Source organism: Vibrio viridaestus (genome assembly GCF_003856525.1).
GTDB lineage: Bacteria > Pseudomonadota > Gammaproteobacteria > Enterobacterales > Vibrionaceae > Vibrio > Vibrio viridaestus.
In genome coordinates this window covers 186,870-199,945 of record NZ_RJVQ01000002.1, presented here as the reverse complement: position 1 = coordinate 199,945, position 13,076 = coordinate 186,870, and the positions used below count along the sequence as shown (strand labels likewise).

General features: G+C 38.2%; 11 protein-coding genes. 9 read left to right on the top strand and 2 right to left on the bottom strand.

Going from position 1 to position 13,076, the window contains the following annotated elements:
* Positions 1 to 9: 9 nt before the first annotated feature.
* Positions 10 to 1,362, top strand: a complete 1,353-nt coding sequence (locus EES38_RS04645) for an AmpG family muropeptide MFS transporter (protein ID WP_124936023.1) — start codon at positions 10 to 12, stop codon at positions 1,360 to 1,362.
* On the opposite strand, the gene EES38_RS04640 is transcribed toward EES38_RS04645, so the two are convergent.
* Complete coding sequence (locus tag EES38_RS04640; protein WP_124936022.1) at positions 1,359 to 1,937, bottom strand: LON peptidase substrate-binding domain-containing protein; 579 nt, start codon at positions 1,935 to 1,937, stop codon at positions 1,359 to 1,361. The genes EES38_RS04645 and EES38_RS04640 overlap by 4 nt on opposite strands.
* Positions 1,938 to 2,058: 121 nt before the next feature.
* Between EES38_RS04640 and panE the strand changes: the two genes are divergently transcribed.
* The 3 genes from panE to EES38_RS04625 are packed head-to-tail and all read left to right on the top strand — an operon-like array spanning position 2,059 to position 4,756.
* Complete coding sequence (gene panE / locus EES38_RS04635) at positions 2,059 to 2,949, top strand: 2-dehydropantoate 2-reductase (RefSeq protein ID WP_124936021.1); 891 nt, start codon at positions 2,059 to 2,061, stop codon at positions 2,947 to 2,949.
* Positions 2,946 to 3,548 (top strand): DJ-1 family glyoxalase III, encoded by a 603-nt coding sequence (locus EES38_RS04630; RefSeq protein WP_124936020.1) that lies wholly within the window; start codon positions 2,946 to 2,948, stop codon positions 3,546 to 3,548. The genes panE and EES38_RS04630 overlap by 4 nt, the downstream gene beginning before the upstream one ends.
* Entirely contained in the window at positions 3,548 to 4,756 is a 1,209-nt protein-coding gene (locus EES38_RS04625; RefSeq protein ID WP_124936554.1) for an aminotransferase class V-fold PLP-dependent enzyme, read from the top strand. The genes EES38_RS04630 and EES38_RS04625 overlap by 1 nt, the downstream gene beginning before the upstream one ends.
* Positions 4,757 to 4,806: 50 nt before the next feature.
* On the opposite strand, the gene prfC is transcribed toward EES38_RS04625, so the two are convergent.
* Positions 4,807 to 6,396 (bottom strand): peptide chain release factor 3, encoded by a 1,590-nt coding sequence (gene prfC / locus EES38_RS04620; RefSeq protein ID WP_124936019.1) that lies wholly within the window; start codon positions 6,394 to 6,396, stop codon positions 4,807 to 4,809.
* Positions 6,397 to 7,213: 817 nt separating this feature from the next.
* Here prfC and EES38_RS04615 point away from each other — a divergent pair.
* The 5 genes from EES38_RS04615 to EES38_RS04595 all read left to right on the top strand — a co-directional run bounded on the left by EES38_RS04615 (position 7,214) and on the right by EES38_RS04595 (position 13,064).
* Positions 7,214 to 8,062: a hypothetical protein gene (locus EES38_RS04615; protein ID WP_124936018.1), complete on the top strand. Its 849-nt coding sequence runs from the start codon at positions 7,214 to 7,216 to the stop codon at positions 8,060 to 8,062.
* Between the two features lie 77 nt (positions 8,063 to 8,139).
* Positions 8,140 to 9,810, top strand: a complete 1,671-nt coding sequence (locus EES38_RS04610; RefSeq protein WP_124936017.1) for an ATP-binding cassette domain-containing protein — start codon at positions 8,140 to 8,142, stop codon at positions 9,808 to 9,810.
* Positions 9,811 to 9,818: 8 nt separating this feature from the next.
* A complete protein-coding gene (locus EES38_RS04605) occupies positions 9,819 to 11,144 on the top strand; it encodes an HlyD family type I secretion periplasmic adaptor subunit (protein ID WP_124936016.1) in 1,326 nt (441 codons plus the stop codon).
* A gap of 40 nt (positions 11,145 to 11,184) precedes the next feature.
* The gene (locus tag EES38_RS04600; RefSeq protein WP_124936015.1) at positions 11,185 to 12,231 is read left to right on the top strand and encodes a hypothetical protein; all 1,047 of its coding nucleotides are present in this window, start codon (positions 11,185 to 11,187) and stop codon (positions 12,229 to 12,231) included.
* A gap of 371 nt (positions 12,232 to 12,602) precedes the next feature.
* Positions 12,603 to 13,064: a hypothetical protein gene (locus tag EES38_RS04595; protein WP_124936014.1), complete on the top strand. Its 462-nt coding sequence runs from the start codon at positions 12,603 to 12,605 to the stop codon at positions 13,062 to 13,064.
* Positions 13,065 to 13,076 lie beyond the last annotated feature (12 nt).

The following is a 13,076-nucleotide window of genomic DNA, read 5'->3' as shown; positions in this document are numbered from 1 at the left end:
AGGAAAGCTATGACAAATAGAAATACGTGGCTAAACACCTTCAAAAGTTATCTCGATATCAGACTAGCTTGGGTGTTTATGCTCGGATGCTCAAGTGGCTTTCCTTGGGTTTTGATCGGCTCCAATATGTCGGGTTGGTTGAAAGATGCAGGCCTTAGCTTATCGGCGATAGGCTATTTCGGTAGCATTTTTGTTGTCTATGCGATCAACTTTCTTTGGGCACCTCTAGTAGACCGAGTTAAATTACCCTTTTTGACTGCTTGGCTAGGACAGCGACGTAGTTGGATTCTTTTATGTCAAAGCATTATTCTCGTCGGTACTCTTGGTATCGCAGAGCTTAACCCGGCGCAAAGCATTGTACTCACATCTCTATTAGCTCTCGGTATTGCTATCTCGTCCGCAACTCAAGATATCGCGATTGATGCCTATCGTATTGATACTTTTCCTAAATCAGAAGAAAGTAAATTGCCCCAAGCCTCTGCTATGGCAGTTATTGGTTGGTGGACGGGTTATTCTTTGCCTGGATATTTTGCTTTCACACAGGCAGATAGTGTCGGATGGAACAATGTTTACTACGGCATGGCCGTTATCGTCGGGGTATTGATTCTATTTACCTTGCTTGTAAAAGAACCGAAAACACATCGAGATGCTTTACAGGAAAAAGCTGAACAGCGGTATGATGATGTTGTACATTCCAAAGTACTGACTTGGATTATGGTGACAACGATAGAACCTTTTGTCGATTTCTTCCGTCGCAATGGTACTCGTGTTGCCTTAACCCTGCTTCTTTTTGTTTTTCTATTTAAGATTGGTGAAGCATTCTTAGGACGAATGTCGATCCCCTTTTACAAAGAAGTGGGCTTTAGTAATGAGCAAATCGGTTACTATTCCAAACTCCTCGGATGGGGTACAACGATGCTGTTTACCTTCCTAGGAAGCGCAGTGAATGTTCGCTTTGGAATAGTAAAAGGGCTCATGATAGGTGGGATTGCTATGTCCGCGAGTAACCTGATGTTTGCCTGGATCGCTAATGTTGGGCCGAACGAACACCTATTCATGGCAACCATTTTTGTTGATAACTTTACTACAGCGTTCTCAACTATCGCTTTTGTATCCTTTCTAACTTTGTTAACCGGTCAGGCCTTCTCCGCAACTCAATATGCGCTTTTAGCTTCACTGGGAAATTTAGGTCGGACAAGTTTGTCTGTCTATAGTGGTGAACTAGCAGATTACCTCAATGATTGGTCATTATTTTTCATCCTAACCTCTATCATGGTCGTTCCGAGCCTCATAATGCTCTACACCTTGAGGCACTACTTCGAAGACCTGCTAGCAAAGCTGAGGAAGAATACTGACAGTTAGATATTGATATGATCTAATGCCTTGTTAATGAAACCAACGCTTTTATAACAGTTGGAGTTATTAATCAATTCATCAAACTGATCATTAGATAACGGAAGTAACTCTAACCAGCGCTGTGTTACCCAACTTAAGTCGTCAAGGAATCGCTGCTGATAGAGTTCACCTATTTCCGGAAATTGTTTGTAAATTTCCTGCAGCTTTTCTGCCATTTCTTTTTCACCGCTATTCAGCTCAATAAAATCCCAGTTGGGTAACCAGTCAACAGTTGCCAAACGCAGCTCATCAAAGTCTTTACGAACGGAACGAAGCTTAAATCTCTTAATACCACTAACTGTAATCCCCAGAAGACCATCACTCAGCGTCTCAAAATCAACGATTTTAACGTAACACCCGTAAGCGGAAAGAGGATTAATATTTTCACCTGCGTTACTATCAAATAAACAGATCCCAAAGCCTTTTCTCTGTTTGCTACACTCGCTTACCATTCTTTTGTATCTGGGTTCAAAAATTCTCAGCTTCATTTTTCCTTCAGGCAATACGATGGATCCAAGTGGAAACAGCATGACCTCTTCCATTTTGTCCTCCTCTTACTTGATTGTTATTGATGCTATCTCTTATAAGCATAACCCACCCCGCTAACATTGCATTTTCAATTTCACGGATTATCCTAGCAAAACATTTTCAATTGGAGTTGACATGAATATTGTTGTACTTGGTCCTGGCGCTATCGGATCGTTATGGGCTTATCATCTCAACCACGCAGGTCATCGGGTTAGCGTGTGGGCACATTCTCATGAGCCACGAATAGAAATAAAGATAGATAATAGCCCAAGCGTACTACTCGAAAACAAAAATGTCGACAACCTAAAACACGCAGATCTCGTGCTTATAACAGTCAAAGCATGGCAGGTAGAAACCGCGCTAATACCTCTTTTATCATCCATTCACCAAGATGCTATTTTAGTATTTATGCATAACGGAATGGGCGCAGATGAAGTTCTTCCTGAATCAGTTAAAGAGCACCCAATTGTGTATGCAACAACGAGTCATGGCGCATTAAAGTCATCAGTAGGACACATTCGTCATACAGGATTGGGTAAAACAGTTCTTGGTGGGAAGAATGGACAAGGGACACAATGCCATTTTCTAGCAGACACCTTCAATCACGCGCTGTCTCCCGTAGAATGGGATCATAATATTGTCGATTCGCTCTGGCTGAAGCTTGCGGTGAATTGCATCATTAACCCTTTAAGTGCTATTCACCAATGTAAGAATGGGGAACTACTAAATACTCAGTATCAACCGATAATAAAACAGTTAATTGAAGAGACCTATCAAGTTATGGTCAGAGAAGGTATTCCTCACACTCGCCAAACGCTCACATCCACGATCATGTCGGTAATAAATTCTACCGCTCAAAATTTATCGTCCATGAATCGAGATATTTTTTACCGTCGGCCTACAGAAATTGATTTTATAACGGGTTATCTAATTAATAAGGCGAGAATTCATAATGTGGCTGTTCCACAAAACGAAAAATTATATAATCAGATAATAGAAATTGAACGTAACAAGGCGGCAAAATGAAAAAGAAAATCTTGGTACCCATCGCTCCCGGAACCGAAGAAATGGAGGCGGTTACCATCATCGATATCTTAGTTCGTGCTGACTATGATGTTACAGTTGCAAGTGCGGCTTTTGATGGCAATTTATCTATTACAGCGTCGCGAGGCGTTGAACTAAAGGCGCAAACAAGATTAATTGATATTGCTGATGAACAATTCGATGCCGTTGTTCTTCCTGGAGGCGTTAAAGGTGCAGAAACGTTTAGAGACAATGACCTCTTGGTTGAAATCGTGAAACAACAGAAATATGACGGTCGACTGGTCGCAGCAATTTGTGCCGCTCCGGCGGTCGTTTTACAACACCATAATCTATTCCCAAATGCAATTATGACTTGCCACCCAGGCTTTCAGGACGCTATTCCATCGGATAAATGGCGAAGCAAAAGAGTCACCTATGATATAAATGATAATTTATTAACCAGCCAGGGGCCGGGTACTGCACTCGAGTTTGCTATGGAAATTATCATTTTATTCTCAGGCAAAGAGTTTGCTTGGAAAATCGCCGAACCCATGGTGGTAAACCCAACTCTTAACTACCAGCAGTTTGGAAATACTCAATGATGTTGGGAAATAGATCGCTAAGGGAAGAATTTCCTTTCATAAAGGAAAATGAGAACTCGTTAGTCTATCTCGACAGTGCTGCAACTACCCAAAAACCAAAGGTAGTGATAGATGCCCTAACCAACTACTATAAGTACGGTAATGCCAATGTTCATCGTGGCACTCATTCAGTTACGGCTAAGGCAACATTGAGCTTTGAACATGCGAGAAAGACGGTTGCCGAATTCATCAATGCTAGATCCTGTGATGAGATAATCTGGACTAAAGGCGCGACAGAAAGTTTAAATTTAATTGCGCAGTCATGGGGCCAGACAAATCTTTGCCCCAGTGATGAGATTTTGGTATGCGAAAATGAACATCACGCGAATATAGTTCCATGGCAACTTATCGCAAATCGCACAGGCGCTAAGGTTGTAAAGGTTCCTATTACTGCTGAAGGCGAATTCGATAATGCGCAGTTTATAAAGTTGCTCTCGAACAAAACAAAGCTTGTTGCTGTTGCGCATATCACCAATGTCACTGGCTATAGACAACCTATCGAATTCGTCATTAAGCATGCGCACGATATTGGAGCAAAAGTCGTTATCGATGGTGCTCAGGGAATCGTTCATGAGCAAGTCGATATTCAAGAGCTTGATGCAGACTTTTATGTTTTCTCGGGCCATAAACTATACGGTCCGACTGGTATTGGGGTGCTTTATGGGAAGAAGGAACTGTTAGACGAAATGCCACCATGGCAAGGTGGAGGCAAAATGGTTGATAAGGTAACGTTTGAAGGTACCACTTACTCAAACTCCCCCGCTAAATTTGAAGCCGGCACACCCAATATTGCGGGCGTGATTGCACTATCCGCCGCACTTGAATGGTACAGCGATCTTTCGTCCGTAATAAAATACGATAATCTTATTGAACTGCAAAATTATACATATCAAGCACTGCTTAAAAGACCGCTAATTTCGATTATTGGATATCAGCAGAATACTAATATTATCAGCTTTATCGTAAAAGGAATCCATCACCAAGATATCGCGACATTACTTGACCAACAAGGCGTCGCGGTACGCTCTGGCCACCATTGCGCCCATCCACTTATGGATGCATTAGGGATATCAGGAACCATTCGTATTTCTTTGGGAGTTTACAACAACAAAGAAGATATCGATAAACTGCTTGAAGCATTGGATAAAGCAATAGAGCTATTGGAATAGGCTAGATGAATAAAATTAAGGCTCCATACGGAGCCTTAACTTATTTAGCATTAATGTTCCCGTGTTGCGCGGAAGGTAACATCAGGTGCTCGTTCTTGAGCAAGGTTCAAGTTCACCATAGTTGGAGCGACATAGGCGAGGTTATCCCCCCCATCCAGTGCCAAGTGTGATTCGTTCTTACGCTTAAACTCTTCAAACTTTTTATTATCTGAACATTCAACCCAACGGGCCGTTGCAACGTTTACGCTTTCGTATATCGCTTCAACGTTATATTCAGACTTCAAACGAGCCACAACCACTTCAAACTGCAATACACCGACCGCACCAACAATTAAGTCATTGTTTTGAAGAGGACGAAATACCTGTACAGCCCCCTCCTCAGATAACTGGATCAAGCCTTTTAGTAGCTGCTTCTGCTTCAAAGGATCTTTCAGACGAATTCGGCGGAATAACTCTGGAGCAAAGTTTGGAATGCCAGAGAACTTTAAGCTTTCACCCTGAGTAAATGTATCACCGATTTGAATCGTCCCGTGATTGTGAAGACCAATAATATCTCCAGCAAATGCCTCTTCAGCTCGTGCACGATCTCCTGCCATAAATGTGACTGCATCAGAAATACTGATTTGTTTCCCAATACGAACATGGTTCATTTTCATGCCTTGGGTATATGACCCAGATACGACACGCATGAAGGCAATTCTATCCCGGTGTTTTGGATCCATATTGGCTTGTATTTTGAACACAAAACCAGAGAATTTTTCCTCTTTCGCATCAACGACACGCTCATTCGTTTTTCTAGGTAGCGGTGATGGCGCCCACTCTGTCAACCCATCTAGCATATGGTCAACACCAAAGTTGCCTAATGCCGTACCAAAGAATACTGGCGTCAACTCGCCCTGAAGGAAAAGCTCTTTGTCAAAATCGTTAGATGCACCTAGAACCAACTCTAGCTCATCACGAAGCTGAGCGGCCAGTTCATCACCCACCGCCTTATCTAGATCTGGGTTTTCAAGACCTTTGATTATACGAACTTCTTGGATCGTATGTCCTTGACCAGTCGAATATAAGATCGTCTCATCACGATGAATATGATAAACCCCTTTAAACTCTTTACCGCAACCAATTGGCCAAGTGATTGGAGCACAGAGAATATTAAGCTCATTCTCGACTTCATCCATGACTTCCATCGGGTCGCGGATATCACGGTCCAACTTGTTCATAAACGTAATAATTGGCGTATCACGAAGACGAGTCACTTCCATTAATTTACGTGTACGATCTTCGACACCTTTTGCTGCATCAATGACCATCAAACAGGAATCAACAGCAGTAAGGGTGCGATAGGTATCTTCAGAGAAGTCTTCGTGTCCAGGAGTATCAAGTAGATTGACCAGACAGTCGTTATATGGGAATTGCATTACTGAGGTTGTAATGGAGATCCCACGCTCCTTCTCCATATCCATCCAGTCTGATTTTGCATGATGACTTGCTCCACGTCCTTTGACTGTACCGGCATGCTGAATAGCACGTCCGAAAAGAAGTACTTTTTCTGTAATCGTAGTTTTACCCGCATCAGGGTGAGAAATGATCGCAAACGTACGACGCTTATTGACCTCATTGAGATAATCTTGGATTGCCATGTATAGATTCTTTTTGATTGTGCTCGGATTTGAGAAAGCTCATTGATTATAGTTCCCGACTAATCAAACCCGTTACGTTAGACTTAATTGCTGACTATTTTCGCTGATCTTGACCATATAAACAATGGATGGTTGTGTAGTTATTGCTTTGGGCAAGAAAAACTAGGAATAAGCTACATTTCTATGACTACCCATCCGCTCATAAATGAGCTAGGTAATGAGTCACTTATCGTTACTTGGATAAAAGTAGAAAAACATTAGCAAGCTTACACATCAATACCTATCTATTAGAAGGTGTCTAAACAATGTTTCCCCAAACTAACTCAAAAAATACGCATACTGCTACGCTCATGCGATTAATTTAGGACTGAGTTTTTATAAAATCAAAAGCAGAACAATTGCGGTTATTTAACCTAATATTCGGAAATATCTATACCAAACAAGGCAAAGGTAACGACATTTTTTTGGCAGATTTTCATAACTCTGGCCAGATGCAAAAACAAACAAAAAATCTCACAAATGAAACATCTAGCTCATAATTGATACTTTGTGGAATGAACATCTAGTTGTTAAATGCAAAAAAGTGCAATATCACTCATAATTTTCTCAATACTGATAAATTGTCAATTGCTCGAAAAATAACCGTCAATTTATTGTCTTTCTTTTTACATTTAGATATATAATTTTTTTCGATTTACGAATCATAGCCAGCGAAGTACACAAATAAGTACTCGCCGTAAGCTGGATTAGGACAAGAAATTAATTCTTTTTATTAATTAGTTGTTAGCTAAGTAGCAGAATATTATAAGGTGGAAGTATGAGCGAAGTATTAGTTGGAACAGCAAGTTCTGAATATTTAACAGTGAGCAATCAAGTACTTAACAATAACGCAACTGTGACAGATGTAGATTACACAGACTTAACAGCGGCCGTCGCCTCTTCTTGGAATGCTAAGGGTGAGAAATCCGTCAGCATAGATAGCGACAAATCAAACATTTATGTACAAGACTTTGTCGATGTTAGCGTTAATGCTGACAGCGATACAGGAGCAAATGTCACTGTCGTTAACGCAAAACGCGGCTCTATCGAAACTGGTAATGGTGATGATTCAGTATATCTCAGCGTCTACTCTAATAATAATCATTGGAGCAATAGCTTTGATATTGATACTGGCGCAGGTGATGACACAGTTGTATTAACTAACACAGCAAACTCTGAGAATACTTCATTTCATATAGAACTTGGATCAGGTAATGACAGTCTTGACGTGTCAGGTCTATTAGATCCATTTTCTTCAGCATCAAGATTTGCAGATGGTGGCGATGGACTTGATACATTGACTTTGAGTGGTGAAGATAGCGTAAGCTTCGATAACTTTGAAGTCATTAAAGGCAGCGATAGCGCATTTTCAACTGTAGTAACATTATCATCAGACCTATTAGAAGATAATGATAGTGCCGAATTGGGCCTTGTCTTTAATCAGGTCGATCTACAGCTGTCTGATGACGTAAGTGTTTCAGATGTGAATGTTATAAGTGATGACCAAGCCAGTTACTTAGCAAGCCTCGGGCTCGATTCATCTGATTATGTGTCAGTTGAAGTTGCAGGCGATGATGGTACTTATACTGTCCTTACAGATGATAGCGATTACTCAATAATCGCCTAATTACCAAATTATTTAATTATAAGTAGAGCACGTACTATTGTGCTCTACTTTTGTTCATAGAATAAAAGAGTAGAAATATGGAAAGTTGGTTTGAATTTACGAAATATCGCAAGAAAAATTTGTTTTATTTTCAGCTATTTTCTATATTTGCCAACATCCTTCTTTTGGTAATGCCCATATATAGCTTACAAATATATGGAAGAGTACTGACGTCACAAAGCATCGATACTTTAATTTATATTGTAATGATTGTGATTTTTTTTGTTTGTATCCAATCTTTAATGGATTATGCGAGACAACAAATTCTAAACAACCTTTCTCTTGTATATGATTCAACTTTTGACCAAGTAATGCTCAACTCTAGCATTACTAGTAGTAAAAACCTGATAAAACAACATCAATTAGCTAAAACCTATATTTCATCGCCGTTTCACAGGCATTTAGCTGATTTACCCTGGACACTAATTTTTACAGTTGTGATGTTCATCCTTCATCCATATATTGGATACTATGCATTAATATCTTTGATAACCATATCTTTGATTAGTGGACTATCCTTATATATTACTTATAAAAAATCTTCAGTATTTAAAAAGTTTGCAACAAACCAAAATATTCTATTAAGTGGCATTCTAAGTAAAAAGAACTCGTCAAAATTACATTTAATATCCGAGAAAGCCACTAAAAAATGGAAACAAAAAAATGAACGCGTTTTAGATTTAGAGTATTTAACAAAAGGCTTTTCGAACAAAAGTCAATTTATAATAAAGTCATTTAGAATGTTAGTCCAGGTTGGTATCTATGCTCTATGTGCATTTTTAGTAATAAAAGGCGAAATAATGTCTGGCTCATTACTAGCTTCATCAATCCTACTGGGAAGAATATTAGCCCCCGTTGATCAAGGCACTAACCACTTATTTTCATGGCTTGAAGCCAAATCGGCATTTGAAGAAGTAGATCTTTTCCTTAAAGAGAAAAAACGAGAAGAAAATCTAAAAATTAATATTGAAGCTATAGATATACTAGTTGATAAAGTAACGCTAAATAACAGTGAAGGTAAACCTATAATAAAAAATCTAGGATTTAACCTAAAAAAAGGAAGTGCGTTACAAGTAATTGGATTATCTGGGTCAGGAAAATCGACGCTACTCAAAATTTGTGCTGGATGTGTAACTCCAGATGAAGGCGGAATAAGAATAAATGGCGTCTCTATTAATAAAATCTCACAAGATAGTTTAACCAATAAAGTATCATATTTAGGACAGCGTCCAGAGTTAATAAAAACAACACTAGCAGATAACATTTGTGGGTTTGAGACAATAAACGAAAATTCTGAAGATATATTGTGGGCAAGTAAAGCTGCAAATTGCATTCCATTTATTTCTAAGCTTTCGAATGGATTTTCAACAAACGTTGGTTCTGGAGAGCAATATTTTTCAGAAAGTGAAGTACAAAGAATAGCCTTAGCCGGTGCTCTATATAAAAAACCAAGACTTATAATACTAGATGAGCCAACTACATCACTAGACAACCAATCAAAAGAAATATTTTTAAATACATTAATTGAGCTCAAAAAAAGCGGTTCGACAATCATTTTCACTAGTTTAGACAATGATATGTCAAAACTATCTGATTATATTATCGAAATAAAAGATGGGTCACTAGTAAAAGCCTTTGAAAATAAGTCGAGTAACAGTAATTCAGATTCCTTAGTAAGACACATAAGTAGTTCAACTGTAAAATTCTAGGTTAAATCATGATTGAATCTATATCATATAGAAATATAATTATTGAAAATAATAATAATTTAATAAAACAAATAACTACCTTTATTGTGATTACTCTTGTGGTTTTTCTGGCTTGGGGATGCTTAGTTAAACTCGAATCTGCATCAGTATCCTCCGGTATTGTTATTGTTGAAAGTAAGAAAAAGAATATCCAACATTTAGAGGGCGGAATTGTCGAAAGTGTTTTCGTCACAGAAGGTCAACGGGTAAACAAAGGTCAGCCTTTATTAAAAGTGTCAGATATTTCATCAAATAGTAAACTTAACCAAATCAAGCTAACGCTAATAAGTTACAAGCTTCAGTATATGAGGCTAATAGCAGAAAGAAACAATAAATCATCGTTTACTCCTGAAATTGATTTTGATGGTAATCCTCTTCTTAATTCTGAGGTTGCTACCATGATTCAGAATCAAAAATCGCTCTTTTTTAGTAGAATAAGCATGCAGCAAAAAGAGATAAGCATATTAGATTCTAGACTCGTTGGAGCAAAAAACCTTATCACTTCCACTAAACAAATGATTGAGCAGAAGGAAAAAGTTTTAAATTATCTAGATCAAGAAATTCAAATGCATGAAAAACTTATTGATAAAGGATATACGTCCAAACAAAAGATTTTAGAATTAAAGCGGTCAGAAGCATCACTTCAATCAGATATAATATCAATGCAATCTAACATTGAAGATAATAAGTCGACTATAAATGAATTAAATAAGCAAAAAAAGGCTGTTACAGATAGAAATCTATCCGACATTGAAGATCAATTATCTACGGTCCGTAATAAAATCGTAGATTTATCCTCACAACTACAGTCACAAAATGATTTACAATCTAGAACTATAATAAGAAGCCCTTCTGATGGCGTAGTTATGAATATGCAGATAAATACTGCAGGAGAGATTATTAACCCGGCTCAAACCATCATGGAAATAGTTCCAGATAACGATAAACTTATAATACAAACATTAATCAAACCTACAGATATAGATGTTGTAAAAGTGGGGCAAAACGCTGAAATTCGCTTTACTGCCTATAACTTCAGAACAACTCCACTAATAAAAGGAACTGTAACTTTAGTTGATGCAGATAGATCTATGGTTAAAGAGGGAGATAAGGAAAACTCTGGTTATAAAGTTCAAATCATGTTAGACCCAACCTCCCTTTCTAGAGATAAGGAACTTAATCTCTATCCAGGGATGCCTGTAGAAGTTTATATTTTAAATAAAGAAAAGAGCCCAATCAGCTATTTAGTAGAACCATTTGAAAATAGCCTTAGTAAGGCTTTTAGAGAAAATTAATTAGTTTTAAAATAATACCAGTAGTGGAGAGCATACGTTTATGTTTAGTCAATTCTTTAATTTTTCATTTAATAATTGGTTTGGTTATGGAAACTATAACCACGAACATAAAAATGAATTACATCATTTTAAAGAGCATAGCTTTTGGGGACCAAATCACCATCACCAATGGGGAGTACACGAAGAAGCAGTTGATTCCACTTCTAGTGATAGCTCTATTATAGCCGGTACGGCTTACTCGACATATTTGACGTTAGATAACGCGACAGTATCTTTATCTGGAGATGGGACTATTTCTCAAGATGGAGTAACAATTACCCATTCAACTGGTTGGTGTGGCTATTCATCTACATATATCACATCAGATGTTTGGAACGAGTCTGGATATAAATCAGTTCAAATCATTAATGATGATGATTCTATCTATGTAAATAATATCGTTGATATCAACATAGTCAACGAATCAAGTACTGGTACCGATATAGATCTAATTAATGTAAAAAGGGCAACAATTGAGACAGGCTCTGGTGATGATGATATTAATATTTCAGTTTATTCTAATAATATAAACTGGAATAATACATTTACTATTAGTACAGGCGATGGTAATGACAGTGTGGTAATGTCGGATACATTAAACACTAAAAATACATCTTTTGATGTTTCCCTTGGAGATGGTCGCGATACATTAGACGTTTCTTCAATTGATAGTGATTCGACTATAGATACATCTCGATATGCAGATGGTGGCGATGGATTAGATACACTTATTTTTAGTGGTCAAGATACCGTAGAATTTGAGAATTTTGAAGTAATCAAGGGCTCTGATGATGCAGGTCTAACTATTGATAGCGAATTACTGGAGTCAAATGATTCTTCTTACTTTGGACTTGTTCTCTCTAACGTCGATGTTAGCTTCGATGATAGCGTTACAGTAGCAGATACAGATGATCTTTCGTGGGCTGAAACAGCTTATCTATGCTCATTAGGCTTAAATGCTAGTGATTACTCATCTCTAACTGTGACTGCGGATGATGGTTCAACATACCACTTGCTAACTGATGATACAGATTACGCTTCTGCATAATTTAGTAACCATTATTGAACATTAACACATGCCTCGTTCTAACGAGGCACTTTTGATGCCTCTGCTAAAATCGAGATACTTCAACAATTTCTATTCCTAAGACTATCAGGTTGGGTGGTCTGGAATAATCGAAATATTAAAGACATGAAGTCGAGCCCCAAGGGCCAATAGCCATTTCGCGACTATTGTCACTCAATGTATAAGTGTATCTAAAATAAGACTGAGGCATTATTGAACAAATTTATAGTAAATTGAAAGCGCGGCTATCAATTTGATGTATTATTATTACGCTGATCGTATAATACAGCCTAGATTAACTGAGTTTAAAATTTTGAAGTTAAATCTCGGTAAAAATTAGCAGAGGATTAAGTATGAATTTTAAAGGTGTTGTGCTAGGTACAACTTTCATTTTATCTATGGCTTCTTTTAGTTCTTCAGCAGCATTGAACGAAGAGCAGTCACAAGACGTAAATTCAATCATTACGCAAAGCGTTGGTATCGGTGCTCAGGAAACAGTTAGAAGACTTTCGACCAAATACCCAAATAATGTAGTCGATGTAACAGCAGAAGTTGCAAAGGCATATCAGATGCAAGTAGGGTATGCTCTAGAAGAGGCTATGTTAGCTAACCCTGATTTGGCGACTCAAATTGCCCAAGCAGCAATTGACGCTGGCATTCCAGTAGAACAAGTGACCTCATCTGCACTTGCGTCTGGAATTGACCCGACGTTAATACCTAACACAGCAACGGCCGCTGGTCAGGAAGATACAGCAGCACCTACAAATACGAGAAGAACGTTAGGCTCTCGAGGTAGCAGCGTCTCTCCAAATTAAAGATTAGTTTAG